This window comes from Streptomyces xingningensis (assembly GCF_054957865.1).
The window spans coordinates 104,385-130,501 of the sequence record NZ_JBDJPF010000002.1; the positions used below are offsets into that span (position 1 = coordinate 104,385).

The following is a 26,117-nucleotide window of genomic DNA, read 5'->3' on the forward strand; positions in this document are numbered from 1 at the left end:
TTGTTCAGGGTCTGTCGGATTCAGTAGTTGTCCATAGGGCCTCGGCCTTGGGGTGCCGCCGGCTCGCTCGCCCGCAGGCCTGCGGCGAAGGCGGCCCGGGGGAGCCGGTGGCAGGGCATGGCTGATCGGCGCGGCACCGTAGGTTCCGGCCCGCGTTTCGGCGCCGGCCGTCAGCCGGTGCCCTCCACGGGGCGGCGGGTGACGGTCTTGTCGATGTGCTTCGCGAGCCGGCCGCGCAGCTTCTGGAGCGCGGCGATCCGGTCGTCCAGCGCGGTGAGCCGGTCGGTGGCCCGGCGCAACTCATCGGCGCAGTAAGGGCTTTCGCGCAGCGGCAGGTCCAGGCAACCGTTGACCAGCGCGGGGCGGACTTCGTCCAGGGTGAGGCCGGCGTCGAGCATGTCCTTGATGTTCGCGGCCCGTACGGCGTCCAGCTCGCCGTACGCGCGGTAGCCGTTCTCGGCGCGGAGGGGCGCCAGGAGGCCCTGCTGCTCGTAGTAGCGCAGGGACCGGGCACTGACGCCGGTCAGGTTCGCCAGCTCTCCGATCCGCATCTCGATCTCCTTCAGCATGGTTCGGACACTAGAACCTTGACACGGGTGTCAAGGTCAAGCGTCCGAGGCGGCCGATACCGCCGGAGATCGCCGCGATCATCGAACGGCACGCCCGGGTTGCCGTCGTCCTGGACGAGTTTCACCGGCGTCTTCTCACGGAGAGCAAGCGGACGCCATTTCCGGTCTCCGAGATCGAGCGGGCGCTGAGCACTGTGGATCCGGCACCCTGCTGAGGCCGGACCGCGCCGAGGCCGGACCGTGTGGACGGAGCACAACCCCCGGCGTTACACCGACCGCGCCGCCACCTCGCTGAACACCACCCGCGCATCCTCCGTGTACACCCCCACGGCCCCCTTCAGGTAGGGCCGCTCCTGATCCTGGTAGGCGACCAGCCCATGCCCTCCCACGCTCACCTCCATCCGCGCATCCCGCTGCGCGATCCGCACGTCCGACCACTTCCCGACCGGGAAGTCCCCGGTCCCGGTGGCCAGGAAGCGCTGGCCGCCCGGATACGCCGGATCCCGCTTGCCCAGCTCCCAGCCGTTGGGCTTGAGGGTGATGTAGTAGAAGTGCTCCGGATCGCTGTACGCCCAGACCAGCCACGGCACCTCCCAGGGGTTCGGCTTGGGGGTGCGCAGCTGGGCGACGGTCCGCATCCGGGCCTCGTAGTCCACGTTGTCGTAGCTCGTGGTGGAGACGACCAGCCCGGCGTGGGTTTCCCCGGGGCGCCGGGCCGGTTCCGGTGACAGGGCCAGCCCGTCGTCGCGGCCCATGTTGGTGCCGTGGCCGTCGAACACCGACCGCCAGGAGCCGTGCACCGAACCCTCGGCCCACGGCCGGCCCGAGCCGCCGCTCTCCCACAGGGCGCTGAGCGCGAATCCAAGGCCCACCAGCGCCGCCACGCAGACCAGCGCGAGGCCGAGCAGCCGCTGCACTCTCGTCATGGTGTCGAGTATGGCCCCGGTTCCTCGGGCAGGCGGGCGATCAGCGGATTCGCCGGTGGTGCCGCGTCCGCGTCCGCCCCGAAGTCCTCGGCCAGCTGCGCGATGATGCGGTCGGTGGCCTGGCCGTCCCCGAAGGGGTTGCCCGCCGTCGCCATCCGCCGGTACTCCGCCGGGTCGTCCAGGAGCCGCCGGGCCGCCGCCAGGATGACCTCCGGCGCGGTGCCCACCAGCCGTGCCGCGCCCGCCTCCACCGCCTCGGGCCGCTCGGTGGTGGTCCGCAGGACCAGGGTCGGCTTGCCGAGCGTGGGGGTCTCCTCCTGGATGCCGCCCGAGTCGGTGAGCACCAGGTCACAGGCCGCAAGGGTGGCGGAGAAGTCGGGATAGTCCAGTGGTTCCACCACCCGGATGCCGGGGTGGCCGGTCAGCTCGGGCAGCAGGGCATCCCGGACGGCCGGGCTCTTGTGCAGTGGCAGCAGGATCTCCACATCGCCCCGGTCGGCGAACCGCCGCAGCGCTCTGCCCATGCCCCGCATGGTGTCGCCCTGGTTCTCCCGGCGGTGCAGGGTGAGCAGGACGCGCCGCAGACCGGTGGTGAAGTGGCTGCGTCCCGCACCCCTGGCGAGCACCCACAGCAGATTGTCGATCACGGTGTTGCCGGTGATGAACACCTCGGACTCCGGTACGCCTTCGGCCGTGAGGTGCCCGGCGGCGCGGCGGGTGGGGGCGAAGTGCCAGCGCGCCACGCGTCCTATGAGCCGGCGGTTGAGCTCCTCGGGGAAGGGGTTGTCCGGCACCCCGGTGCGCAGGCCCGCCTCGACATGGGCGACCGGAATGTGCTCGTAGAACGCCGCCAGGGCGCCGGTCAGCGCGGTGGTGGTGTCGCCCTGGACGACGACGAGATCGGGGCGCCGGTCGCGGGTCACCTCACCGAGGCCGTCGATCAGCCGGGCGGTCAGGGTGGACAGCTGCTGGCGGTCGCGCATCACATCGAGCTCGATGCGGCCGCGCACCTGGAGCAGGTCCAGCATCTGGTGCAGCATCTCGCGGTGCTGCCCGGTGGTCACCACGATGGGCTCGAACAGCGGGGACGCCGCCATGGCACGGGCCACCGGCGCCAGCTTGATGGCCTCCGGGCGGGTGCCGAGTACGAGCATGGCCCGCACCGGCGCGTTGATCATGTTCGGGGACATGGGTCTCCCTGGAAGATGGTGTCGGCCGATGGGTATTAGGTGCGGGCGGTCTTGAGCCAGGTCTGCTTGCCGGTGAGCATCCGCCACAGGCCCCACCATCCGGCGGCGAACCAGATGTAGCCGTAGAAGATGAAGACGTGCGACAGCAGGACCGCGCGCAGCAGTCCGAGGCCCTGTTCGCGCCGGGAGTACACCCAGCCGTAGACATACGCCGCGGTGAAGGACAGCACATAGGGGCCGATCACCCACATCGGGGAGATCAGTGCGCGTCCGGCCTCGATCGAGCCGATGACGGTGCCGCCCACGGCGACCAGGAAGGACACCGGCAGCAGGGAGGTGAGCAGGATCAGCACCGGGCTGGAGAGGTGGTAGAGCAGGTCCATCGCGGCCCGGGTGGGCACCTCGCGGACGATCAGCGGGACGAGGCTCGCCGACTGCAGATGCCCCTGGAACCAGCGGGAGCGCTGGCGCACCAGCCGCCGTACGTCGAGCACGGCCTGCTGGGAGACCGCGGCCGAGGTGCAGTGCTGGTTGGTCCAGCCGCGAGCGATCAGCCGCACGCCCAGATCGAGGTCCTCGGTGAGCGAGTCGCTCCACGGTCCGCTGCCGTCCGGGCCCATCAGCGTGTCCAGCGCGGCGAGCCGCATGAACTGGCCGTTGCCGCCCATGCCGACGCTGCCGATGTAGCGCCGGGCGCTTTGGAAGATGTCGCCGTAGACGACGAACTCCATGTCCTGGAGCCGGGCGAGCAGACCCTGGTGCCGGTTGTACATCCGCACCCCGATCTGGGTGCCGCCGGTGCGCGGGTTGTTGAAGTACGGGTCGACCGCCTGGACCACATGCGGGTCGAGCCGCCCGTCCGCGTCCACGACACAGACGATGACATCGCGTGGATGGCGGCCCAGCAACAGGCCCGACTCGCGCAGATGGCGGATGCCCGCGTTGAGGGCGGCTCCTTTTCCCTTGCGGGCGTTGGGCAGTTGGCGCTGGAGCAGCCGGACCCGGGGGTCGGCGGCGCAGGCGTTCCGGGCGATCTCGCCGGTGCGGTCGTCGGAGGCGTCGTCGATGACCAGGGCCAGGACGTTCGGGGCGGGCAGCGCGGTGATGCGGGACAGGCTCTCGGCGAGGACCTTGTCCTCGTTGAGGCAGGCGAGCAGAAAGACGTAGAGACGTGGTTCGCGCGGGCCGCGCCCGCGCCGGAAGCGACGTCTGGAGAGCAGGAAGAGAGTGGTGTTGTAGCACCCGGCCATCACGATGATGGCGATGCTGGACCAGATCAGGAGTTGGGTGTTCACCGGCGGCCACCGGAATTCCGTATCCCGAACCAGAGTTTTGCCGAAAACAGTGCGGCGGCCACCGCGCAGTACAGCAGGAAGCCTGCACCGGCGGCTTCCTGAAGTCCCTTGGCAAAGGGCAGGCCCGGCAGGACACGCGGGGCGACCGTCAGCCCGGCCAAGGGCACAACGGTGCCCAGAGCGGGTTTTCCGTACATGGGTTCCCCCCCATTTTCAGCCTCGTTCGAGACTGCGGGGGGACCGTACCAGACTCGGTGAACAAGCCGGTTGTAGGTGAAGGAAGTTGGTGGACTGGAATTGACGATTCTCGTGACTCGTCGGTAATTTCGCCTGCTCGGACCAGGCTTGTGAAGAATGAGGTCTGCGGTCCGTACCAAATGGGCTGACAAAATCTGCCCGGAGTGGACCGGAGTTGTCCATTGGCGGTCTATTGACAGGGGGCCGGGCCGCCATAAGAATCAGCCAACTGTCAGGTCTGCCACCGGCGTCCGGGGGGACGAGCCGGGGGACGGCAAAGATATATCAAGCAGGGGGGAATGGAAATGAAAAATTCCCGGAGGAGACCACGGATTTTCCGAATCCCGTTCGTACTTGCGATAGTCGCCGCCCTGCTGGGCGGCGTCGCGCTTTCCACGGGATACGGGGCGGAGCCGGCCCCGGGGGGCGGCAGGCGCCCGGCACCGCACGGTCTCAAGGGCCCCGGGCCCACCGCGCTGTCCGGGGTGAACACCAGGGACCTGAAGTCCTGGGCCGCCGCGGGGCTGGCCAACGACCGGCTGCGCCGGGCCGGGAAGCTGGCCATCCGGCCCCCGGCGCGGGGCGCCAAGAAGTCCCTCGCCATGGCGACTCCCGCCGTGGCGAGGTCAACTCCCGTAACCACCAAGGCCGTTGCGGCCGCCACCACCTCCGGCGCCTCCGCGCTCGTCCTCTATGACACCACCGGCCCCTACGGGTACCTGGGCGAGCTCTATGCGATGGCGATCGCCAACCTGGCCGGTCACTTCGGCACCGTGACCCCCGAGCCCGTCTCGGCCTACACCGCGGGCATGGTCAACCAGTACACGGCCACCGTCTATGTCGGCTCGACCTACTATGGCGGCTCCATCCCCGATGCTGTTCCGGCCGCGTTCTACCAGGACGTCCTGGCCACCAGCCACCCCGTCACCTGGGTCGGCGACAACATCTGGGGCATGGCCAACGCCGTCGGCGTCACCAACTTCGAGCAGCAGTACGGCTGGGATCCCACCAACTCGTACTTCGCACCCAACGGCAGCGTCGGCAGCATCAACCAAGTCGCCTACAAGGGACAGCAGTTGACCAGGAGCATCCCCGCCGGGGCGGACGGCGGGGTGCTGCATCCGGCGCTGCTGACCGGCTCCGGCCACCCCCAGGTCACCCAGCTTGCCCAGGCCACGGACGCCGCCACCGGCACCACCAGCCCCTGGGCGATCCGCACGGGCAATCTCACCTATATCGGCGAGATCCCCTTCTCCTATGTCTCCGAGCAGGACCGCGTCATCGCCTTCGAGGACCTGCTCTTCGACGGGCTCGCCCCGCAAACCGCCGAGCGGCACCGGGCGTTCGTCCGGCTCGAGGACATCAGCCCCAAGTCCAACCCGGCCGATCTGCGGCGGATGGCCGACTATCTCTTCTCCCAGCAGATCCCCTACGGGATCAACGTCATCCCGGTCTACACCGACCCCAATGGTGTCTACAACAACGGGGTTCCGCAGACCGTCACCCTGGCGCAGGCCCCGCAGGTCACCGCCGCGCTCCAGTACATGCTGGCGCACGGTGCAACGCTGATGAACCACGGCTTCACCCATCAGTACAGCAATGTGAACAACCCCTACACCGGTGTCACGGGTGACGACTTCGAGTTCTTCCGCGCCCATGTCGACACCGCGAACAACGTGGTCCTCGACGGGCCGCCCGCGGAGGACTCCGCGGCCTGGGCCCAGTCCCGGATCACCTCCTCCCTTGCCGCCTTCACCGCGGCCGGACTGCCCAGACCGAACTTCTGGACGACTCCGCACTACGCGGCCTCCGCGACCGACTACGGTGTCTTCGGTCAGAGCTACTCCGCTCGTCTGGAGAGATCGTTGTACTTCGCAGGAACACTGAGCGGCGCCCCCGACACCAGCCGCTACATCGGTCAGTTCTTCCCCTACGCGGTCAAGGACGTATACGGCACCACGGTGTTGCCCGAGGACCTCGGAAACTACGAGCCCCTCCCGTACAACAACCACCCGGCGCGGCTCCCCGCCGACCTGATCGCCTCGGCCAAGGCCAACCTGGCCGTCCGGGACGGGGTGGCCAGCTTCTTCTACCACCCGTACTACGACACGGCACCGCTGCAGCAGACGGTCGACGGCATCCGCGCCCTCGGCTACACCTTCGTCTCCCCGACGGACCTGGCGCAGTGAGCGCGAAGAGGAGGGCGGCCGCCGCGCTGGCGGCCGCGGCCGCCCTCTTCCTCGCCGGATGCTCCGCCGCCGACGTGCACGGCAACCCCCTTGACAATGCCGGCAGTCCGGTGAGCGACAAGAGCAGCGGGCCGGGCGCCGGCGAGGGTGACAACAAGGACCTCGCCAAGGGCAAGAAGGAGAGCGGGTTGAGAGGATTCACGCTCCCCGCGTGGAACACGGAAGATTACAAGAACCCCAGAGCCAAAACGTATCTGCGCGATATCGCCGCCACCGGCGCCCGCTGGGTGACCTTCACTCCGACCTGGTACCAGGACACGATCAGCGACTCGTCCATGCACACCACGGAGGAGACCGCCGCCGACGACAGCCTGCGCCACATCATCAGGCTGGCGCACTCCGTCGGACTCAAGACCATGGTCAAGCCCCATGTGGACCGAAAGGACGGGGGCGACCGGGCCGAGATCAAGCCCGCCCACCCGGACGCCTGGTTCGCAGCGTACGAGCGCTTTATCACCCACTACGCCAAGCTCGCCAAGGACAACGGGGTCGAGCAATTCTCCGTCGGCACCGAACTCGCGGGCACTTCCCGGGACGGAAAACACTGGGGGAAGGTCATCAAGGCCATCCGCTCGGTGTACAAGGGACCGCTCACCTATGCCGCCAATTACGACGACTACCAGAACATTCAGTTCTGGAAGGACCTCGATGTCATCGGCATCGACGCCTATTTCCCGCTCGGCGAGAAGCCCACCAGCGACACCGCCGCGCTGCGCCGGGCGTGGCAGCCGATAACCAAGGAGCTGGCCGCCTTCTCCGCCAAGCAGAAACGCAAGATCCTTTTCACCGAGGCGGGATACGTCAGCCAGCACGGCACCATCACCGCCCCTTACTCCTGGACGGTCAGCAAGCGCAAGGACAACGCCGAACAGGCGGCCGCCTTTGAGGCGTTGCTGGCCACCTTCGACGGCAAGCCCTGGTGGGCCGGGGTCTGCTGGTGGATGTGGGACGACTGGCCGGACACCGGGGAGACCCCCAAGGAGCTCGCCTACACCCCGCACGGCAAACCGGCGGAGCGGGTGGTGCGCCGCTGGTGGGGCAGGTGACCGGCTGACGGCGGTCGACTGACGGCGACTGTCAGGTCTCGCAGTCCAGCACCGTGCGGCACAGCCCGCAGCGGGCCCGCAGCCTGCCCTGCACCGGGACCCGGATCCGCTGGTGACAGGTCGGGCAGGGAAAGCTGACGCGCAGCGGATCGGGGCCCTCGAAGGCGTACTCCCCTTCGAATTCCCCTTCGAACGTCGTCGAAGCCGCGGCCCGTCCCGCGCTGCGCCGGTCCCGCGCGTAACGGTGTCGGCCCAGCAGCCCGGCCGCCGCCAGCGGCGGCCGCTGCGCATCACGGCGTGCCCGGGCCAGGCCCTGGGTGTAGGCGTCATACGCCTGTGGGCTGGTGAACCAGGGGGAGGGGTCCTCGTCGAAGACGAGCGCCCGCTTGGCCAGCACGTAGCCGAACTCCTCCGGGGTGAGATAGCCCAGCTTCTGGGTGGTGAGGGAATCCTCCCGATAGGCGTCCAGCAGCAGCCAGCCGGTGCCGAGATAGGCGGCCGCGGTGTCGGTGAGGATCTCGTTGTCGCGCGTGCCGGGCAGTTCGAGCCCCAGCCGGTGCAGATAGACATGCATCACCTCGTGCGCCAGGGCCGCGCCGATGTCTCTGCGGTGCTTCTTGAAACGGGAGTTGAGCTCGATGAAGTACTCGGGCCCGGCCGCGAGCTCCACGCTTCCCGCGTGCCGCATCTCCCGGAAGCTGACGATCATCCGCGCGTCCGGCAGCCGCAGGTGGCGCACCATGGCCCCGGCGACGCGCTGCACCCCGAGGTAGGGGTCCTCGTCGTCGGAGAAGGCCACATCGACGGGGAGGACGCTGAGGCCGAAGGTCCGCACGGTGTCGCAGGACAGCCGCCGGTAGAGCGCGGTGATCGCGGTGTGCACGGTGTCCAGGTGCGGGAACCCGTGCTGGATCTCGATGCCGGTGCCCATCCGACCACCCCCGTCTGCTTGCCGCCGCCCTCCCACTCTACGGGCGACGGCGGGGATCCCGGCGTTCCTGCGCTTTCCCGGGGCCGTGACACCGGCGGCTCCGCCGCGCGGCCCCCGGACCCCCGGCCGCAACCGCAGGTCACCGCGGCTTCCCTGACCGGCATCGCGAGGGAAACGTCAGCAACCACCGGGCCCGCTTCCGGGACTGTCCGAAAGCCCTTCTTGCCGTTGCCGCGGCGCGCTCTCATACTCGCAGCGCGCGCATATTGTCATGAACTCGACAGTTTCATATGCGCAACCCCCCACGAAAGGAAGTCCGTTGCGCAATCACCTCATGGCACTCAGGAGATGCCTCGCCGTCGCCGCGGTCGCCCTGGCCGCCTTCAGCCTCCAGCCCGGCAGCGCCCAGGCACACGACCCGAACCCGGGTGTGGTCGGCGGCACCCCCGCCCAACAGGGCGAATTCCCCTGGATGGTGCGGCTCTCGATGGGCTGCGGCGGTGCCCTCTACACCCAGCAGATCGTCCTCACCGCGGCGCACTGTGTGAACGGCAGCGGCCCCAACACCTCCATCACCGCCACCGCCGGCGTCGTCGACCTCCAGTCCGACCAGGCCATCAAGGTCAACTCCACTCAGGTCCTGCAGGCCCCCGGCTACAACGGCTCCGGCAAGGACTGGGCACTGATCAAACTCGCCACCCCCGTCAACCTGCCCACCCTCAAGATCACCGACTCCCCGGCCTATGACTCGGGCACCTTCACCGTCGCCGGCTGGGGCGCCGACACCGAAGGCGGCGGACAGCAACAGCAGCTGCTCAAGGCCGAGGTCCCCTTCGTGGACGACGCCACCTGCCGCGGCGCCTATGGCGACACCCTGATCCGCGGCCAGGAGATATGCGCCGGATTCATGGCCACCGGCGGCGTGGACACCTGCCAGGGCGACTCCGGCGGCCCCATGTTCCGCAGGGACGACTCCGGAGCCTGGATCCAGGTCGGCATCGTCAGCTGGGGCCAGGGCTGCGCCCGGCCCGGCTACCCCGGCGTCTACACCCAGGTGAGCACCTTCGCCCCGGACATCAAGGCCGCCGCGGCGAGCCTCGAGGGCGGCGGCCCCCGCCGCTGAGCGCACGGCGGCCCGTCCGCGGTACGACGCGCACGGGCCGCCGTCATCCTTTCGGCGGAGACCGGAATGGTCGGACAGTCGAGGTGTGCGACGCGTAAAGGCACGTAACGTGAATCACGCACGCCGCACACACCGAAAGGCACCCCCCGTGTCCGCCAAGCCCCGCAGTGCCGTACTCACCCTGCTCGCCGCCCTCGCGGCGGTGCTCCTCCCGGCGCCAGGGGCCTTCGCGGCGGGCACGGCGGACCGGGACGGAACACACCGGCTCCCGGCCGCCGTATCGGCCTCTCACCCGGCCCGCCTGGTGGAGAAATCCGCCCATAAGGCCCACCAGGGCCGCCAGATCCGCCAGAGCCACCGGACCGGCGCCGTCCCCACCCCGCGCTACAAGCGCCACCAGGCCGCCAGCAACCCCGTCCGGCGCATGGTCCAGGCCGGGCAGACCATCAAGGGCCGGCACGACAACGGCAAGCCCGCCCTCGCGGTCGGCGCCGCCCTGCTGGCCGTCGGCGGCGGCGCCGTCGGCGCACGGCACCTCGTCCGGCGCCGCGCCACGGCCCGGACCGGCGGCTGACCGCCCGGCTTGCGGCGGCCCGGCACCCTCGATGACATGGAGGGATGCCCCCTGCGGCAGCCGGCACACCCCAACCGACCGACACCGCGCACACCACACACGCACAGGGCGAGGGCGAGGGTACGAAATGGCGATCACCGTGGTCATCGCGGACGACCAGGAGATGGTCCGCACCGGCTTCCGGATGATCCTGGAGAGCCAGCCCGACATCGATGTCGTCGCCGACGTGGTGGACGGCGAGGCCGCGCTGGCCGCCGTCGAGGAACACCAGCCCGATGTGCTCCTCCTCGACATCCGCATGCCCAAACTCGACGGCCTCGAGGTCACCCGGCGGCTGTCCGAACTCTCCGCCGCCCGCCCCGAGCGGGCCGGCCGCCCCCGCATCGTCATCGTCACCACCTTCGACCTCGACGAATACGTCCACACCGCGCTGCGCAACGGCGCCTCCGGCTTTCTGCTCAAGGACGCCAGCCCCGCCATGCTGGTCGAGGCCGTCCATGCGGCGGCCGTCGGCGACTCCCTCATCTCACCGGCCATCACCGTCCGGCTGCTGCGCGACATGGCCCCCGCCGGCGGCCCGGCGAGCAGCACCCTCAAGCAGCCCTCCGAGCCGCTCACCGAGCGCGAGGCGGACGTCGTACGCTGCCTGGCCCGCGGCGCGACCAACGCCGAGATCGCCGCCGAACTCTTTGTCTCCCTGTCCACGGTCAAGACCCACCTGGCCAATGTGCAGCTGAAACTCGAAGCCCGGAACCGCGTCGAGATCGCCGCCTGGGCCTGGGAGAGCGGGCTGGCCACGGGCAGTACGTGACCAGATGGGCCGGGTGGGGCGCCCGGCACCCCCACCGGGCGGCCGCCGCGAAGGCGGCCCTCGCCGTCTTCCTGCTCGGCCTGGTCTCCTTCGAGGGCCTGGTCCTGACCCGCCAGCCCAGCACGCCACACGCCATGGTCCTCGCCTCCGGCGTGGCCGTCTGCCTGTGCGCCGTGCCCTACGGCTGGATCCCCCTCGAGGTCCGCGCGAGCATCGCCGTGGCGATCTCCCTGGCCACCTCCATCGTGCTGATGACCGGCGTCCGCCCGGGCATCGTCTGGGGCATGGGCGAGGACGTCGCCCTGCTCGTCCTGCTCACCGCCGTCGTCCAGCGGTCCACCGGCCGCATCGCCGCCATCCTCGGCCCGCTGCTCGCCCTCGCCGCCTTCGCCGCGCCCATGCGCGACCTCCACCCGGGCCGCTTCACCGTCGTGTTCGGCGTCCTGACCGCCGTGGTCGGCGCCTACTCCCTGCTGCTGCGCGGCCAGTCCGCGCAGCGCCTGCGCGACATGGCCGCCGTCCGCACCGCCGAACGCCTCGAACTCGCCCGCGAACTGCACGACCTGGTCGCCCACCATGTCACCGGCATCGCCGTCCAGGCCCAGGCCGCCCGCTTCACCGCCCTCCAAGGAGACGCCGCCGCCCGGGCCTTCGAACGCATCGAGGACTCGGCCGGCGAGGCCCTGGGCGCCATGCGCAGGCTCGTGGGCGTGCTGCGCGAAGGCGCCGAACCCGAGACCGAACCGCTGGCCGGGCTCCCCCAAGTCCGCGCCCTCACCGAGGACTTCGCCCGCACCGGCCCACCCGTCGCCCTCTACATCGAACAGGGCATGGAGACCTGGCTGCCCGGCGACGTGGCCGCCGCCGTCCACCGCGTCGTCCGGGAATCCCTCACCAACATCCGCAAGCACGCCGCCGACGCGACCGCCGTCCGCATCGGCGTACGGGGCATCGCCGAAGGCGTCGAGGTGCGCATCGCCGACGACGGCCGGCGCCCGGCCCCCCTGGTGACCGAGGCCCAGGGCGGCGGCTTTGGCCTCGTCGGCCTCGCCGAACGGGCCAAGGCCATGGGCGGCCGACTGCGAGCCGGACCCGCCCCCGAGGGCGGCTGGCTGGTCAGAGCCGTCTTCCCGGTCGACCGCCGGCACCGCTGAGCACCCCACCCGGAAAACGGACTGGACCACCACCCGCTTATTGTTCTATTTTCCATAGAACAACCCGAGGAAGGAGGCGGGATGCCGGCTTCGCTCGTCCTGGAGGCGGTCCACGCGGGCTACCGCGGCAGACCGGCCCTGGGCCCGGTGGACACCACCCTCGCCACGGGCGTCTACGCACTGCTCGGCCGCAACGGCGCCGGAAAGACCACCCTGATGCGCGTCATGGCGGGCATCCTCACCCCGCTGAGCGGACGCGTCACAGTCGGCGGCACCGACCTCCACGCCCACCCCGAGGCCAAGAACACCATCGCCTACCTGGGCCACCGGGCAGCCGTCTCCACCGACCTGACGGTCCGCCGCAACCTCGAATTCTGGGCCGCCCTGCGCTGCCCCGACCCGGCCCTGCGCCGGCGCCGGATCGCCGAAGCACGCGACACCTTCACCCTCGGCCCGCTGTGGAACCGCCGCACCGGCCGCCTGAGCCGGGGACAGCTCCAACGCGTCGACCTGGCCCGCACCCTCCTCGGCGCACCGTCCGTCCTGCTCCTCGACGAACCCCTGACCGGACTGGACCCCGTCACCTCCGCCCTGGTCCGCGACCTCATCCGCACCTGGTCCCGCACCCGGACCGTGCTCTACTCCACCCACAACCTGCCCGAAGCGCTCAGCGTGGCCTCACAGGTCCTCGTCCTCAAGGACGGACGACTCTCCGCCCACCACGACCTCATCACCGGCGAAGCCGACGCCTACGCCATCCGCTGCCAAGGCCCCTGGCCCGACACCATCGCCCCATCCCGGCCACTCGAGGACGGACGCATCCGCATCGACGTACCCACCGGCTCCACCATCGGCCAACTCATCGCCATGGCAGTCCAGTCGGGCACCACCGTCCTCGACGTCCGCCCGATCCCCACCGACGCCGATGCGATCCTTCGCGGAATCCTGGAGGACCGGCAGTCATGAACGGCCGCAGCCTCACCCGCGCCCTCACCACCCGCGCCTGGGCACAACAGGGAAAGCAGGCCCTCGCCATCCCGGCGGCCACCGCACTCGGCATCGTCCTGCTCCTGCTCGTCCTGCCCCAACTCGCCCCCGGCGGCATCCACGGCACCCCGTCACTGCCCACCTCGGGGCCCATACGCATCGCAACCGGCCACGGCAGCCGCATCGACGCGGCCATGGCGACGGCCCTGCTGATCGCGCCCCAACTCCTCGCCCTCGCCGCCTCGCTGACCGGCCTCACGGTCAGCCGGTCCATCCTGGCACCGGACATCTCCGGAGGGATCGCCGAAAGCCTCCTCGCCACCTCGCTGCGCCCCCGCGCGATCTTCTTCGGCTATGCCACCGCGGCCTTCACCTTCTCCCTGCTCGCCTGGGCCGTCCTGGCCGGTACCTTCCTCGGCCTGGCCACGGCGGCCGTCCTCCTCGGCGGCAGCACGATCCACCTCACCGGCGAATACTTCGCCACCGCACTGCTCATCCCCCTCGCATCCATGCTGTGGGCGACCTCACTGCTCACCTTCGTCGCCTTTGCCCGCCCCGCCTGGCTCAAGGTCACCGCAGGCCTCAACGGCGGCCCCGTACGGGCCGCCGGGATCCTCCCCACGCTGGGCGCCACCGTCTTCTTGGCCGCCGAGCCATCCGCCTACCGCGTCTTCGCCTGGTCATACGTCGGCGGGTGCGCCTGCGCATCCCTGGCGCTGATGACAGTGCTGGCGGCGTTTTTCAACAGCGAACGACTCCTCGAAGCCTGACCGGAAGGGAATCACACACCATGTCCGACATCCCCGTCATCTGCTCCAAGGGCCATGTCTTCTGGGCCACTTGGAGCCCTCTCGGCTCCCTCACCACCATCCGCCTCGGCCCCCGCCGCTTCGGCTGGTGCCGCGCGGGCCGCCATGCGGCGCTGCTGAGACGGCTCAGGGACGACGAACTTTCAGCGCAGCAGCGTGCGGAGCTCTATGGGTCCGACGACTGAGCAAGGTGCGCACCGAGCCCCCGCCTGCGGCCGGTCGGCCCGCGGCGTCAGGAGGTGAGCAACTGGTCCGCCGACCTCACCACATGATCGACAAAGCCGTACTCCCGGGCCTCTTCGGCGGTGAAGTAGTGGTCACGATCGGAGTCGGCCTCGATCTTCTCCCTCGGCTGCCCCGTGTGCTGGGCGATCCGTTCCTGCATAAGGCGCTTGATGGACCGCATCTGATCGATCTGGATCTTGATGTCCGAGGCCGAGCCCGCAAGCCCGGCGGACGGCTGGTGCATCAGGATGCTGGCGTGCGGCAGCGCGTAGCGCTTGCCCGGAGTGCCGGCGCAGAGCAGGAACTGCCCCATCGAGGCGGTGAAGCCCATCGACAGGGTGGCCACGTCGTTCGGGATGAACTGCATGATGTCGTAGATCGCCAGGCCCGCGGTGATCGAGCCGCCGGGCGAGTTGATGTAGAGGCGGATGTCCCGGCGCCGGTCCTCGGCCGACAGCAGCAGCAGCTCGGCGCAGATCTTGTTCGCGATGTCGTCGTCGACCGGCTGCCCGAGGACGATGATGCGCTCGCGCAGCAGCCGCTGGTAGACCGGGTCAGCCGTCGGCGGCATGGGCGGGGCCGCGGTGGTGGCGGCCGGTTCGTAGTGCAGCAGATGCGGAGAGAGAGCCATGCATTCAGCAAAACCGCAGTTCAGACGTACTGTCCAACAACTTCTGCCGATATTTTGACAACCATGGGTTGTTGATCGACAGTGGCTCCATGGACCCCGACCTCCAGGGGATGCGCGCCTTTGTCGCCGCCGCCGAGGAGCTGCACTTCGGCCGGGCCGCGGCGCGGATCTTCCTCACCCAGCAGGCGCTGTCCAAGCGCGTCCGCCGCCTGGAGGAGGCGCTCGCCACGCCCCTGTTCGACCGCACCACCCGCAAGGTCGAGCTCACCGCTGCCGGGCGGCGATTCCTGCCGCTCGCCCAGCAGGCCCTCGCCGCCTATGACACCGCCGTCTCCGCTATGCGCGCGACGACCGAACCACTGCACATCGACGTCTTCGCCGAACGCTTCACCCCCCTGCGGGTGCTGCGCGAAACGCTGGAGCGCACCCCCGGCCTGCGCGTCAAACCCAGCATGCGGCAGGGCCTGGCGATCGCCCTGCCGGCCGTCCAGAGCGGGGAGCTCGACGCCGCGTTCGGCCGCGTCCAGGATCTCGGACGCCCCTGGCCCGCCGAGCTCGTACACCGTCCGGTGCACCTCGAGCCCATTCACGCCTTCGTCGTGGAGGGGCATCCGCTCGCAGACCGGCCCGCCCTGCGTCCGTCCGATCTCCGTGAGACGGGGATCTCCATGCCGGATCCGGGCGGCGCCAGTGAACGCGGCTATCTGACCAGGATCTCCGAGGAGTTCGGCATCCCGCTCCGGCTGACCGAACCGGCCGTCGGCGTGCGGCACTTCGGGGAGCAGATGCAACGCGAGGACCGCGCGGTGGCACTCGGCGAAGTCGGCATGGACCTCCCGCACGACGCGCGGTTTCGCCGTATCCCGCTGATCGGCCCGACCCCTCTGTACCTGTGGTCGATCGTCTGGCACCGCCGCAACCGCAGCCCCCAACTGGCCGAGCTGCTCCGCGCCCTGCCTCATCCGAGCCTTCCCGATCCCGCCGCCGACGACCGGTGGCTCCCCGCTGTGGACCGGGCCGCCCCGGCCAACTGACCCGGGGTTGCCGTGCGTCGGCGCCGCGCACACCGCCCGGCACACGGGTGACGGCCAGGACCGCCGACGCGGCTCAACCCTGCCCGTAGCACAGGCAGAACGGATGCCCCACCGGGTCGGCATACACCCGGAACCCCGACGTCCGGCCGCCGCTGTCGTGCAGGAACGTGGCGCCCAGCGCCACCACCTCGCCCTGGGCGCGCTCCAGGTCCTCGAGCGCGTCGACCTCGAAGTCCAGGTGAAACTGCTGCGGATGGGCAGGGTCGGGCCAGCGGGGCGGGTGGTACTCCGCCACGCCCTGGAAGGCGATCCGCTGCCCATCGGGAGCGGTCAGCCATACCCAGGCCGGGTCGGCGTCGTCGACGGCCCAGCCGGTGATCGCGCCATAGAAGGCGGCCAGTTCCGCGGGGTCGGGACAGTCGATCACGGGATACATGAGTTTGGCGATCATGCGGTGAACTCTACGGGCGGGGACTGACATGGGTGCCGCCCCACCGGATGGCGGGCGCGGCATCGTACCCGAGACGGATGGGGCGCGGGTGGGCTTGTGGAAAGTAGGGGGCAGCGGATACCGCTGAGTTCCGCTCGGGCGGCTTCGCGGTGCACGATCTAGGGAAAAGACCCCCCACAGGGCCCGTCCCGCTGGTCACCGTCATCGGCCGGTGATCAGCGGGATGCGGGGACCGGCGGGAGTCCGCCCAGCCGCGCCAGCGGCTCTCCCGTCCCCTCGAACTCCAGGATGAGCAGATCGTTGAGCCCGTCCCGCAGCACCGGACCGGGCACATACAGGGACCGTTGCGGCCCCCTGGCCCAGTAGCGGCCCAGACAGAGGCCATTCAGCCAGGCGAACCCCCTTACCCAGCCGGGGAGTTCGAGGATGGCATCACCGGCGTCCCGGACGGCGAACGTTCCCCGGTACAGCCCCGGGCCGTGGGGGCCAAGCGGGCGCCAGGGCACCGCCGCGAGTGCCTCGGCCGTCTCCAGGGCGTCGAGGCGCAGCCCCCGCGCCCGTACCCCGTGCACATACTGCCGCTCGTGCAGCAGACCGCCGGTGAGACCCTTCCGCTCACCCAGCCGCGGGCCGTAGTTGACCCGGCCGAGCGATTCCACCCACAGCTCCACCGACGCCGGGCCCGGCACCTCGCCGATCAGACCGGACTCGCCATCCAGTACGGCCGTGCGCACCCCGTCCACCCAGGCCACCGCCAAGTCCCGCAGCCCCGCCACCCGCAGCGGACGAGCGGCACGCGGCCCGGGGATCTCGAAGCGGTAGCGGACCAGGCCCCGGTCGACGCCCAGCTCCTCGAAGGACGGGGGAAGCGCGGTCTCCGTCTCCTCGCCGCCCACCGCGTCCAGGACGTCTCCCAGCGGTGCCCACTCGGCCGGCCGCACCGTCAGCGGGGAGCGCAACTGTGGCGGGGCGGGGGGAAGTCCGGGCAGCGGGGCATCGTGGAACTGCGCCAGTACTTCTCTGAAGGCCCAGAACTTGCCCGTGGGCCGCCCGAATTCGTCGATCGGAGCGTCATAGTCATAGGAGGTGACGGTCGGGCGGAGCGCGCCCCGGAAATCCTCACCGGAGCGATTGGCACCCGACCAGCCGCCGAAGCTGGTGCCGCCATGAGCCATATAGATGTTCACCGAGGCCCCGCACGCCAGGATCTCGCGCAGCACGGCCGCCGCCTCCGCCACGTCCCGGACCGCACCCTCACCACCCCAGTGGGTGAACCAGCCGCACCAGAACTCCATGCACATCAGCGGCCCGCCCGGCCGGTGCCGCCGCAGCACCTCGAACGCCTCCCGGGCGCCCGTGCCGAAGTTGACCGCCGCCAGCACCCCCGGCACCGTACCGCCCGACAGCAGGTGATCCTCCGGCCCGTCGGACGTCACCAGCGGCACCGTCACCCCCAACGCCCGCAGCCGCTCGACGAGATGCCCCAGATAACGCCGGTCGCTGCCGTACGAGCCGTACTCGTTCTCGACCTGCACCAGCACCACCGGGCCACCCCGGTCCGCCTGCCGCCCCACCACCTCGCCCGCCACCGACTCCAGCCAGCCGTCCACCGCCCGCAGATAATCCGCATCATGGGTGCGCACCCGGGCCCCCAGCGGACCGGTCAGCCAGTGCGGCAGACCCCCGTTCTCCCACTCCGCGCAGACATACGGACCCGGGCGCACGATCGCATACAGCCCCGCCTCCCGCACCGCGTCCAGGAAGCGGCCCAGTGCCGCCAGGTCGCGCAGGCGGCCCCGCACGGGCTCGTGCCAGTTCCACGGGACATAGGTCTCCGCGCAGTTGAGCCCCATCGCCCGCAACATCCCCAACCGGTGCGCCCACAGCCGCTCATGCACCCGGAAGTAGTGCACCGCCCCCGACAGCAACCGCACCGGGCGCCCGTCGGCCGAAAAGCTCTCCTCGCCCACCGTGAAATCATGCACAGCCGCATCCTCGCCCTCTGGCGGGGGAGAGGGCCATGGACAAATCGATGCTGCTTGGACGGAAACCGGCCGACGGGAGGCGGGCACACGTATCACACCTGGATGCGGTACCTCACCGTTCCTACGGACTGAGCAGGAGTGAGCCCGGTCAGCCGCACGCCCCGAACGGTCTTGGGCGCACTGGTTCCCCGGCGTACTCGACCCCGAGGCGGCGACACGCATCCTGTGCGTGGTCCGGTCCCGGGAGGCCGGTTCCCTACGCGACCTGGCCATATGGATACGGCCAGAGGCGACGGGGAGGCCCTGAACCATCGCTCCGGTGGAGCAGGGGCCCCGCACGCCGACACCGCACCCGGCGTCCCAGATCGCGCCGCCACGCTAACCCGGATGACCCAGGGCACCGCAAGCCCGGAAGCCGGCCATCACACCATCGAGCTAAGACGACCTCATATGCGCTCCTCGACGAGCAGTTGCCAACCCCCGGCCCGGTCCACCACCGGCTGGGCCTGGTCCGCCTGGGCGTCGGCCTCCAGCACGGTCTCCTCCCCACGGTCGGTCCCCGCACCCTCGGCCACCATGTGACGGTCGTCATCAGCGCCGGCGACGGCTGGTTCCGCAGCCCCGACGAACGTACCCACCCCATCACCACCCCCGTCCGCTTCCGCGAACGCCAGGACCGCGCCGTACCCGGACCGTACGCGGGTAATGCTCCGCCGTGCGATGCTCCGCACCCAACAGCGCAAGGCCCGCACCGACCCATCGGACACCCCCTAAGCTGGGGGAACATGAACGACAGCACCCACACCGGCCCCACCGACCCCGCCGTGCAGGCCGAGCTCACCCGGCTGCGCGACAGCATCGACAACATCGACGCGGCCGTCATCCACATGCTCGCCGAACGCTTCAAATGCACCCAGCAGGTCGGCCACCTCAAGGCCGCCCACAAAATGCCCCCCGCCGACCCGGCCCGCGAAGCACGCCAGATCGCCCGGCTGCGCACCCTGGCGGAAAACGCCAAGCTCGACCCGGCCTTCGCGGAGAAGTTCCTCAACTTCATCGTCGCCGAGGTCATCCGCCACCACGAGACGATCGCCCGGGCCGAATAACTCACCGTGGGGTCCCCATGGGCCCCCACGGCCTTTATGCCCGCGTCACAGGCGTTGCGGCAGCATGATCCGCATGACCGTACTGACGCGCGACGAAGCACAGACCCGAGCCCGGCTCCTCGAGGTCCACAGCTATGACATCGACCTCGATCTCACCCGCGGTGACGCACACTTCGGCTCCATCACCCTCATCCGCTTCACCACTCGCGAAACGGCCGACACCTTCGTCGAACTCCGCCCCGCCACCCTCCACCAAGCCACCCTCGACGGCCACCCCCTCGACCCCACCACCCTCAACGACAACCGCCTCCCCCTCGCCGGACTCACCGCCGGCCCGCATGAACTGCGCATCGAAGCCGACATGCGCTACTCCCACACCGGCGAGGGCATGCACCGCTTCACCGACCCGGCCGACGGCGAAACCTATGCCTACACCCAGTTCTTCATGGAAGACGTGCAACGCGTCTTCGCCGTCTTCGACCAGCCCGACCTCAAGGCCACCTTCACCGCCACGGTGACCGCCCCGCCCGAATGGACCGTCCTCGGCAACGGCATCGCCACCCAAGCCGAGGACAGCCGCTGGCACTTCGCCACCACCCCACCGCTCAGCACCTACCTCATCAACTTCGCCGCCGGCCCCTGGCACTCCATCCGTACCGAACACGCCGGCCTGCCCTTCGGCCTCCACTGCCGACGCTCCCTCGCCCCCCACCTCGACGCCGACGCCGACGAAATCTTCGAGATCACCCGCCGCAGCTTCGACCGCTACCGCCAACTCTTTGCCGAGCCCTACCCGTTCGACTCCTACGACCAGGCATTCGTCCCCGAGTTCAACGCCGGCGCCATGGAAAACCCCGGACTCGTCACCTTCAGCGAGCGATTCATCCACCGCTCCGCCGTCACCGAAACCGAACGCCAGACCCGCGGCATGGTCATCGCCCATGAAATGGCGCACATGTGGTTCGGCGACCTCGTCACCTTCCAGTGGTGGGACGACATCTGGCTCAACGAGGCCTTCGCCGAATACATGGGCTACCAGGTCCTCGGCGAGACCACCCGGTTCACCGGCACCTGGACCGAATTCGCCTTCGTCCGCAAGGCCTGGGGATACGACGCCGACCAACGCCCCACCACCCACCCCGTCGCCCCCACGCCCGAAGCCGTCCAGGACACCGCCACCGCGATGCTCAACTTCGACGGCATCTCCTACGCCAAGGGCGCCAGCGCCATACGCCAACTCGTCGCCTGGCTCGGTGAAAAGGACTTCCTGGCCGGGATCAACGACCACTTCGCCCGCCACCGCTTCGCCAACGCCACCCTCGCCGACTTCATCGACTCCCTCGCCCGCAACTCCGACCGCGACGTCCACACCTGGGCCCGGCAATGGCTGCGCACCACCGGCGTCGACACCATCACCGCCCACCTCGCCCCCGAGAACGACGGCTGGCGCCTCAACCTCCACCACAACGGCACCCGCCCCCACCACCTCGCCATCGGCCTCTACGACCACACCGACCAGGGAACACTCACCCCCCGGCCACTCCTCACCACCGACCTCCCGGCCGACGGCTCCACCCACACCCTCCACCTCACCGGCACCCGCCCCGACCTCCTACTGCTCAACGACCACGACCTCACCTACACCAAGACCCGCCTTGACCCCCATTCCTGGAACACCGCCCTGCAGGCACTCTCCGCCCTCCCCGACCCCCTCAGCCGCGCCGTCACCTGGAACACCGCCCGCGACCTGGTCCGCGACGGCGAACTCGCCCCCGCCGCCTACCTCGACGCCGTCCGCAGCCACCTCCCCGAGGAAACCGACACTGCCGTCACCAGAGGCGTCCTGGCCTTCGCCCGCACCGAAATCACCGACCACTACACCCCCACCGACCAGCGACCGCACGCCCTGACCATCCTCACCGACCTCGCCACCGAACTCCTGAACCGCACCGCGGGAAACCAGGACCACGCCGGACTGCGCCTCACCGCCGTACGCACCCTCATCGACAGCACCACCGACCCCGACACCCTCCACCACTGGCTGCACACCGACACCGTCCCCGGCGGCCCCGCACTCGACCCCGAACTCCGCTGGCGCGCCCTCACCCGCCTCGCCGTCCTCGGCGCCACCACCCCCGCCGAGATCGACGCCGAACTCGCCCGCGACCCCAGCTCCACCGGCCAGGAAGGCGCCGCCCGCTGCCGCGCCGCCCTCCCCGACCCCGCCGCCAAGGAAACCGCCTGGCAGGCCATGTACGGCGGCGACGACCTCTCCAACTACCTCTTCAACGCCACCGCCCAGGGCTTCTGGCAGCCCGAGCAGCTCGACCTGGTACGCCCCTACCGCGACCGCTACTTCCCCGACGCCACCGCCCTCGCCGCCCGCCGGGGCTACACCATCGCCACCGCCGTCGGCAACCATGGATTCCCCCGCCACCTCATCGAGGAACGCACCCTCGACCTCGGCGAGGCCTGCCTCCGCGACACCGACCTCCTCCCCGCCCTGCGCCGCCAGCTCACCGACCGCCTCGACGACCTGCGCCGCGCCCTGACCATCCGCACCTCGATCACCCGCGCCAGGACGACCGGCTGACACGACGACCGGCCGGGCAGCCGAGAACCGGGCAGCCGGAAAAAGGAGAAGGGCGCCCGCCCCCGGAAGGGAGCGGGCGCCCAGGCCCAAAGCTCTGCCGCGGGTCAGCCGCGCTTGTCCTCCACCGCGTCCGACGGCTGCGCCGTCCGCAGCTCCTCGAGGAAGCGGTCGACGACCCCGCTCTGCCGCACCTGCTCCTCGACCGACTCACCGACGATCCGGCCGCCCAGCTCCGTGGCCAGCGCCCCGACCTGGTCCCGCAGCTCGGCCTCGGCAACCGCACGCTCGGCGTCGATCACCGCATGGCCCGCCGAGATGATCTCCTCACGCTGCCGCTGACCCTCGGCCCGCAGCTCCGCGATGATCGCATTGCCCTGCTCCACCGACTCCTGCCGCAGCCGGGCCGCCTCGTGCCGCGCCTCGGCCAGCAGCTCCTGGTACTCGGCGTGGACCCGCTCCGCCTCCGCGCGCGTCTCCTCCGCCTCTCCGATGCGGCCCTCGGTGGCCTGCTCGCGCTCGGCGAGGACCTTGTTGAGCCGGGGGAGGATGCCCTTCGCGATCACCAGGAAAACGATGAAGAAGAGGACGAGCCCCAGCACCAGCGGGGCGAGATCGGGCTTGAGCGGTCCGATGTCGAGAGCGAGATTCATCATGGCCATGGGGTGCAGGGTAGTCGAAGCCGCCCCCCGGCTCCGCCGCGCACCCCGCCAATGCCCCGGCACGCCCTCCCCGGCGGGCTCAACTGCCTCTCATCACAGGGCAGTACCACCATTGAGCGAACCGTTCTCCACAAGGCGTCACTGATCGCGTACAGCCGGTAGCTTGAGTCGGCCGTCACGCCGGAGCACGCATCCGGCACGCCGGAAATCCCCGGGGATGCCCTCCGGGGCTTCTCCGGTGAGGCGGTACGCCAACCATCTCGAACTCGTATTCGAATCCAGTGGAAGGTCACACCACCGCATGACCAACCCTCCCACCCCCACCAACCCCAACAACGCCCCTGACCGCCCCCTCGACCTCGCAGGCATCGGCATCGGCCCCTTCAACCTCTCTCTCGCCGCCCTCGCCCACCCCCTCACCGACCTCCACACCGCCTTCTACGACGAAAACCACACCTTCCACTGGCACCCCGGCCTCCTGATCAACGGCACCACCCTCCAAGACCCCTTCCTCGCCGACCTCGTCACCCTCGCCGACCCCACCAGCCCCTGGACCTTCCTCAACTACCTCAAGGCCCGCGAACGCCTCTACCCCTTCTACTTCGCCCAGCGCTTCCACATCCAACGCGCCGAATACGACGCCTACTGCCGCTGGGTCAGCCAACACCTCACCGGACTCCACTTCGGCCACCACATCGACGCCATCCGCTGGAACCCCGAACGCATCCTCTTCGAAATCGACTACACCCAACTCGACCCCGACGGCGAAGCCGAAGCCCTCGGCCGCGCCTACGCCCGCAACCTCGTCCTGGGCGTCGGCACCACCCCCCACATCCCCGAACCCCTGCGCCCCCTCGCCGAAGCCCCCGGCGTCCCCGTCATCCACTCCGCCGACTACCTCGACCACCGCGACCAACTCCTGAACACCGACCACATCACCGTCATCGGCTCCGGACAATCGGGCGCCGAAATCTTCCTCGACCTGCTGCGCCACCGCCCCACCGGCCGCGAAAAACTCCACTGGCTCGCCCGCACCCCCGCCTTCGCCCCCATGGAACGCAGCAGGCTCGGCCTCGAACACTTCACCCCCGACTACACCCACTACTTCCACGCCCTCCCCGAACCCGTACGCGACCAACTCCTGCCCCAGCAATGGCAACTCCACAAGGGCATCGACCCCCACACCATCACCGCCATCCACGAAGAGCTCTACCGCCGCAGCCTCCATGGAGACTGGCCCGACACCACCCTCACCCCAGGAGTCTTCGTACGCACCGCCGGACGCGTCGGCACCACCCGCGTCGAACTCCACCTCGAGCACCCCCCACAGGGCACCCGCTCCCGCCTCACCACCGACGCCGTCATCCTCGCCACCGGCTACCGCGAACGCCGCGTCGACACCCTCCTCGCCGCCCTCGACCCCTACATCCGCCGCGACTCCTCCGGCCGCCCCCGCATCGACCAACACCACCGCCTCGTCCTCGACCCCCTCGTCAAGGGCGCCATCCACGTACAGAACGCCCAAACCCATACCCATGGCGTCGGCACCCCCGAATTGGGCCTCACCGCCTGGCGCAGCGCCACCATCCTCAACAACATCACCGGAACCACCCACTACGCCCTGCCTCACCGCACCGCCTTCACCACCTTCGGTCTGGAGCCGCGACCCTTGCCACGGCCCCACACCAACACCACCACCCTCTCGGGCACCTCTCACTCAGAACAGCGGAACGCCATCCCGCGTCAACTTCCAGTCCACTGACGCAAACCGCCCCACATCAATCGTCCGCTCCGCCTTCACCCAGCCGATGATCGTGTTGCGGATCTCCTCCGAATTCGCCCACACCTGCTTCGCCCGCACCACATGCGGAAAATTCCCACCACCACTGGCCCGATAGTTGTTCACGGCCAGCACAAACCGCGCCGAATCATCGAGCGGCTTCCCATCAAAAGACAACCGCGCGATCCGCGACCCCACCGCCCGCGCGACATCGATCTCATACGAAAGGCCACTCACCGCGTCATAGTTGTAATCCGGAATACCCTCGGAATTCGTCAGCTTCGCCGGATCCACCGGACCACCCGCAGGCGTCCGCACATAATACCGAGCCGAAAACTCCAGATACTCCCGCAACTGCGCCCCGGTCAGCAGGCGTGCCTCCAGCGTGTTCTCAAACGGATAGAGCCCCGCCACCTGACGCAACGACACCGCACCGGCCGGAATCGCCGCCGTGCGGGAAAAACACGACGCCTGCGACAACACCGGCAACGACGCCCACTCCGTACCCGCCAGCGCGGCCTTCACCGTCCGGGCCTGCACATGGTTGATGAAATCGATGATCGGGGTGTCCTTGTACGGAGCCTCCGCCGCACTCATCGCCGCCGTCGAAGCACCGATCCGCTCATTGACATAAGCCACCACCCTCCGATGCTGACCGTGCACCAGCTGAGCGATCCGGCCATCCTCGGCGACCGTATTCGAGTTCAACACCTTCGCCGAAACCGACTCGACCTGCCAACAGCCCCGGCCCCACACCAGATCGAAGTCGAACAGCGTCAGCCGCTGCCCCCACTTCAACGGCTCGGACAACACCACCGGCCTACCCGACTTCTTGTTCGTCACCCGGTACTCAGGAATCTCCACATGGGCATGGCCGACCAGAATCGCATCGATCCCGGGAACCTGCTCCGCCACCAACGCCGCCGCATTTTCCACATACGGCACCGCATCACCATAGGAAGACGTACCACTCGTCCCCGAATGCGCCGCCACAATCACCACATCCGCACCCATCGACCGCAGCTTCGGCACCCACTTCGCCGCCTGCTCCACAAGCCCCGGAAAAACCATCCTCCCCTGCACGTTCGCCTTGTCCCAGATCGCGATCCCCGGATTCGTCAACCCCAGCACCGCCACCCGCACATCACGACCATGCGGAGTCCGCACCCGCCTGATGACATACGGACGGAACGCCGGGCGAAGCGTCTTCGCATCCAGCGCATTGGCGCCGAGCAACGGGAAATGACACTGCTGCTCGAACTTCCGCAGCACCGGAATTCCATAATTGAACTCATGATTGCCCAGCGCCGCCGCGTCATAGCCCATGGCATTCATCGCCTTCGCCATCGGATGCACCGGACCATGCGCACCCGTGATCGGCTCCACCCGGGCGTAGTAGTACGCCAATTGCGTGCCCTGAATCGTGTCACCGGCATCGATGAGCAGCGTGTTGCGCCGGCCCTTCTCGGCGCGCACCCGGTTCACCAGTGTGGAAACCTTCGCCAGACCCACGGCATTGTGCGCCTTGTCCTCGAACTTGGCATCGGTGAAATAGTCCCAGTCGAACACATTGCCATGGAGGTCGGTGGTGCCCATGACGGTGAACGAGTACCGACGCCTATGCCGTCGACGGTCGGCCGACGCCACCGCCGGCCCGGCACCCACCGCGCCCGAGAGCGCCACCCCGGCGCCCGTCGCGGCCGTACGCCCCAGAAACTTCCTACGGTTGAGCGGCATCAGTGGTCCATCCTC

Annotated in this window: 25 protein-coding genes; 13 read left to right on the forward strand and 12 right to left on the reverse strand. The window is 69.5% G+C overall.

The features are described from left to right. Positions 1–170 precede the first annotated feature (170 nt). The 5 genes from ABCR83_RS01700 to ABCR83_RS01720 form a co-directional block, all read right to left on the reverse strand. On the reverse strand, positions 171–569 hold the full coding sequence (locus ABCR83_RS01700) for a MerR family transcriptional regulator (RefSeq protein WP_462692523.1): 399 nt from the start codon (positions 567–569) through the stop codon (positions 171–173). A 266-nt stretch (positions 570–835) separates the two neighbouring features. Beyond that, positions 836–1,495 (reverse strand): calcium-binding protein, encoded by a 660-nt coding sequence (locus ABCR83_RS01705; RefSeq protein ID WP_462692525.1) that lies wholly within the window; start codon positions 1,493–1,495, stop codon positions 836–838. Next, the gene (gene wecB, locus ABCR83_RS01710) at positions 1,492–2,685 is read right to left on the reverse strand and encodes a non-hydrolyzing UDP-N-acetylglucosamine 2-epimerase (RefSeq protein WP_462692527.1); all 1,194 of its coding nucleotides are present in this window, start codon (positions 2,683–2,685) and stop codon (positions 1,492–1,494) included. The genes ABCR83_RS01705 and wecB overlap by 4 nt, the downstream gene beginning before the upstream one ends. Positions 2,686–2,720: 35 nt before the next feature. After that, entirely contained in the window at positions 2,721–3,980 is a 1,260-nt protein-coding gene (locus tag ABCR83_RS01715) for a glycosyltransferase family protein (protein ID WP_462692529.1), read from the reverse strand. Next, on the reverse strand, positions 3,977–4,141 hold the full coding sequence (locus ABCR83_RS01720) for a hypothetical protein (RefSeq protein ID WP_462692531.1): 165 nt from the start codon (positions 4,139–4,141) through the stop codon (positions 3,977–3,979). The genes ABCR83_RS01715 and ABCR83_RS01720 overlap by 4 nt, the downstream gene beginning before the upstream one ends. Positions 4,142–4,702: 561 nt before the next feature. Here ABCR83_RS01720 and ABCR83_RS01725 point away from each other — a divergent pair. Together ABCR83_RS01725 and ABCR83_RS01730 are read left to right on the forward strand one after the other, a co-directional pair. Next, positions 4,703–6,406, forward strand: a complete 1,704-nt coding sequence (locus tag ABCR83_RS01725; RefSeq protein ID WP_462692533.1) for a DUF2334 domain-containing protein — start codon at positions 4,703–4,705, stop codon at positions 6,404–6,406. Continuing rightward, entirely contained in the window at positions 6,403–7,512 is a 1,110-nt protein-coding gene (locus ABCR83_RS01730; RefSeq protein WP_462692535.1) for a glycoside hydrolase family 113, read from the forward strand. Before ABCR83_RS01725 ends, ABCR83_RS01730 begins: the two co-directional genes overlap by 4 nt. A 31-nt stretch (positions 7,513–7,543) precedes the next feature. Here the strand turns inward: ABCR83_RS01730 and ABCR83_RS01735 are convergent, their stop codons facing one another. Continuing rightward, a complete protein-coding gene (locus ABCR83_RS01735; RefSeq protein ID WP_462692538.1) occupies positions 7,544–8,443 on the reverse strand; it encodes a hypothetical protein in 900 nt (299 codons plus the stop codon). A gap of 334 nt (positions 8,444–8,777) precedes the next feature. Between ABCR83_RS01735 and ABCR83_RS01740 the strand changes: the two genes are divergently transcribed. The 7 genes from ABCR83_RS01740 to ABCR83_RS01770 all read left to right on the forward strand — a co-directional run bounded on the left by ABCR83_RS01740 (position 8,778) and on the right by ABCR83_RS01770 (position 14,086). Beyond that, positions 8,778–9,566, forward strand: coding sequence for a serine protease (locus ABCR83_RS01740; RefSeq protein ID WP_462692540.1), 789 nt, complete (start codon positions 8,778–8,780; stop codon positions 9,564–9,566). Positions 9,567–9,714: 148 nt separating this feature from the next. Then, entirely contained in the window at positions 9,715–10,140 is a 426-nt protein-coding gene (locus tag ABCR83_RS01745; protein WP_462692542.1) for a hypothetical protein, read from the forward strand. A gap of 127 nt (positions 10,141–10,267) precedes the next feature. Next, on the forward strand, positions 10,268–10,951 hold the full coding sequence (locus tag ABCR83_RS01750) for a response regulator (protein WP_462692544.1): 684 nt from the start codon (positions 10,268–10,270) through the stop codon (positions 10,949–10,951). Then, the gene (locus ABCR83_RS01755) at positions 10,948–12,105 is read left to right on the forward strand and encodes a sensor histidine kinase (protein WP_462692546.1); all 1,158 of its coding nucleotides are present in this window, start codon (positions 10,948–10,950) and stop codon (positions 12,103–12,105) included. Before ABCR83_RS01750 ends, ABCR83_RS01755 begins: the two co-directional genes overlap by 4 nt. An 81-nt stretch (positions 12,106–12,186) precedes the next feature. Then, positions 12,187–13,071, forward strand: coding sequence for an ABC transporter ATP-binding protein (locus ABCR83_RS01760; protein WP_462692548.1), 885 nt, complete (start codon positions 12,187–12,189; stop codon positions 13,069–13,071). After that, a complete protein-coding gene (locus ABCR83_RS01765; RefSeq protein ID WP_462692550.1) occupies positions 13,068–13,862 on the forward strand; it encodes a hypothetical protein in 795 nt (264 codons plus the stop codon). Before ABCR83_RS01760 ends, ABCR83_RS01765 begins: the two co-directional genes overlap by 4 nt. Positions 13,863–13,882: 20 nt before the next feature. Further along, positions 13,883–14,086, forward strand: coding sequence for a hypothetical protein (locus tag ABCR83_RS01770; RefSeq protein ID WP_462692552.1), 204 nt, complete (start codon positions 13,883–13,885; stop codon positions 14,084–14,086). A gap of 47 nt (positions 14,087–14,133) precedes the next feature. Here ABCR83_RS01770 and ABCR83_RS01775 read toward each other — a convergent pair whose 3' ends face one another. After that, positions 14,134–14,697 carry an ATP-dependent Clp protease proteolytic subunit gene (locus ABCR83_RS01775; RefSeq protein ID WP_462692702.1) on the reverse strand — a complete coding sequence of 188 codons (564 nt, stop codon included), beginning with the start codon at positions 14,695–14,697 and terminating at the stop codon, positions 14,134–14,136. 149 nt (positions 14,698–14,846) lie between these two features. Between ABCR83_RS01775 and ABCR83_RS01780 the strand changes: the two genes are divergently transcribed. Then, positions 14,847–15,791, forward strand: a complete 945-nt coding sequence (locus ABCR83_RS01780; protein WP_462692554.1) for a LysR family transcriptional regulator — start codon at positions 14,847–14,849, stop codon at positions 15,789–15,791. 73 nt (positions 15,792–15,864) lie between these two features. Here the strand turns inward: ABCR83_RS01780 and ABCR83_RS01785 are convergent, their stop codons facing one another. The 3 genes from ABCR83_RS01785 to ABCR83_RS01795 form a co-directional block, all read right to left on the reverse strand. Beyond that, entirely contained in the window at positions 15,865–16,242 is a 378-nt protein-coding gene (locus ABCR83_RS01785; RefSeq protein WP_462692556.1) for a VOC family protein, read from the reverse strand. 215 nt (positions 16,243–16,457) lie between these two features. Continuing rightward, positions 16,458–18,227 (reverse strand): glycoside hydrolase family 35 protein, encoded by a 1,770-nt coding sequence (locus tag ABCR83_RS01790; RefSeq protein WP_462692558.1) that lies wholly within the window; start codon positions 18,225–18,227, stop codon positions 16,458–16,460. Between the two features lie 446 nt (positions 18,228–18,673). Next, complete coding sequence (locus ABCR83_RS01795) at positions 18,674–18,865, reverse strand: hypothetical protein (protein WP_462692560.1); 192 nt, start codon at positions 18,863–18,865, stop codon at positions 18,674–18,676. Positions 18,866–19,012: 147 nt separating this feature from the next. Here ABCR83_RS01795 and ABCR83_RS01800 point away from each other — a divergent pair, with 147 nt between their 5' ends. After that, positions 19,013–19,333 carry a chorismate mutase gene (locus ABCR83_RS01800; RefSeq protein WP_462692562.1) on the forward strand — a complete coding sequence of 107 codons (321 nt, stop codon included), beginning with the start codon at positions 19,013–19,015 and terminating at the stop codon, positions 19,331–19,333. A 73-nt stretch (positions 19,334–19,406) separates the two neighbouring features. Beyond that, the gene (gene pepN, locus ABCR83_RS01805; protein WP_462692564.1) at positions 19,407–21,926 is read left to right on the forward strand and encodes an aminopeptidase N; all 2,520 of its coding nucleotides are present in this window, start codon (positions 19,407–19,409) and stop codon (positions 21,924–21,926) included. Between the two features lie 104 nt (positions 21,927–22,030). On the opposite strand, the gene ABCR83_RS01810 is transcribed toward pepN, so the two are convergent. Continuing rightward, complete coding sequence (locus ABCR83_RS01810) at positions 22,031–22,585, reverse strand: F0F1 ATP synthase subunit B (RefSeq protein WP_462692566.1); 555 nt, start codon at positions 22,583–22,585, stop codon at positions 22,031–22,033. Positions 22,586–22,886: 301 nt separating this feature from the next. On the opposite strand from ABCR83_RS01810, the gene ABCR83_RS01815 reads away from it, so the two are divergent. After that, positions 22,887–24,347, forward strand: a complete 1,461-nt coding sequence (locus ABCR83_RS01815; protein WP_462692568.1) for a lysine N(6)-hydroxylase/L-ornithine N(5)-oxygenase family protein — start codon at positions 22,887–22,889, stop codon at positions 24,345–24,347. Here the strand turns inward: ABCR83_RS01815 and ABCR83_RS01820 are convergent. Then, positions 24,303–26,102, reverse strand: a complete 1,800-nt coding sequence (locus tag ABCR83_RS01820; protein WP_462692570.1) for a bifunctional metallophosphatase/5'-nucleotidase — start codon at positions 26,100–26,102, stop codon at positions 24,303–24,305. The two genes, ABCR83_RS01815 and ABCR83_RS01820, sit on opposite strands and share 45 nt — an antisense overlap. Between the last annotated feature and the right edge of the window lie 15 nt (positions 26,103–26,117).

What these genes read in the sequence shown, in the direction of transcription:
- ABCR83_RS01750 (WP_462692544.1), top strand. Translation starts at nt 10,268, where the DNA reads ATGGCGATCACCGTGGTCATCGCGGACGACCAGGAGATGGTCCGCACC.
- ABCR83_RS01760 (WP_462692548.1), top strand. Translation starts at nt 12,187, where the DNA reads ATGCCGGCTTCGCTCGTCCTGGAGGCGGTCCACGCGGGCTACCGCGGC.
- ABCR83_RS01775 (WP_462692702.1), bottom strand. Translation starts at nt 14,697, where the DNA reads ATGCCGCCGACGGCTGACCCGGTCTACCAGCGGCTGCTGCGCGAGCGC.
- ABCR83_RS01740 (WP_462692540.1), top strand. Translation starts at nt 8,778, where the DNA reads ATGGCACTCAGGAGATGCCTCGCCGTCGCCGCGGTCGCCCTGGCCGCC.
- ABCR83_RS01815 (WP_462692568.1), top strand. Translation starts at nt 22,887, where the DNA reads ATGACCAACCCTCCCACCCCCACCAACCCCAACAACGCCCCTGACCGC.
- ABCR83_RS01800 (WP_462692562.1), top strand. Translation starts at nt 19,013, where the DNA reads ATGAACGACAGCACCCACACCGGCCCCACCGACCCCGCCGTGCAGGCC.
- ABCR83_RS01700 (WP_462692523.1), bottom strand. Translation starts at nt 569, where the DNA reads ATGCTGAAGGAGATCGAGATGCGGATCGGAGAGCTGGCGAACCTGACC.
- ABCR83_RS01770 (WP_462692552.1), top strand. Translation starts at nt 13,883, where the DNA reads ATGTCCGACATCCCCGTCATCTGCTCCAAGGGCCATGTCTTCTGGGCC.
- ABCR83_RS01765 (WP_462692550.1), top strand. Translation starts at nt 13,068, where the DNA reads ATGAACGGCCGCAGCCTCACCCGCGCCCTCACCACCCGCGCCTGGGCA.
- ABCR83_RS01735 (WP_462692538.1), bottom strand. Translation starts at nt 8,443, where the DNA reads ATGGGCACCGGCATCGAGATCCAGCACGGGTTCCCGCACCTGGACACC.
- ABCR83_RS01780 (WP_462692554.1), top strand. Translation starts at nt 14,847, where the DNA reads ATGGACCCCGACCTCCAGGGGATGCGCGCCTTTGTCGCCGCCGCCGAG.
- ABCR83_RS01810 (WP_462692566.1), bottom strand. Translation starts at nt 22,585, where the DNA reads ATGGCCATGATGAATCTCGCTCTCGACATCGGACCGCTCAAGCCCGAT.
- pepN (WP_462692564.1), top strand. Translation starts at nt 19,407, where the DNA reads ATGACCGTACTGACGCGCGACGAAGCACAGACCCGAGCCCGGCTCCTC.
- ABCR83_RS01785 (WP_462692556.1), bottom strand. Translation starts at nt 16,242, where the DNA reads ATGATCGCCAAACTCATGTATCCCGTGATCGACTGTCCCGACCCCGCG.
- ABCR83_RS01820 (WP_462692570.1), bottom strand. Translation starts at nt 26,102, where the DNA reads ATGCCGCTCAACCGTAGGAAGTTTCTGGGGCGTACGGCCGCGACGGGC.
- wecB (WP_462692527.1), bottom strand. Translation starts at nt 2,685, where the DNA reads ATGTCCCCGAACATGATCAACGCGCCGGTGCGGGCCATGCTCGTACTC.
- ABCR83_RS01705 (WP_462692525.1), bottom strand. Translation starts at nt 1,495, where the DNA reads ATGACGAGAGTGCAGCGGCTGCTCGGCCTCGCGCTGGTCTGCGTGGCG.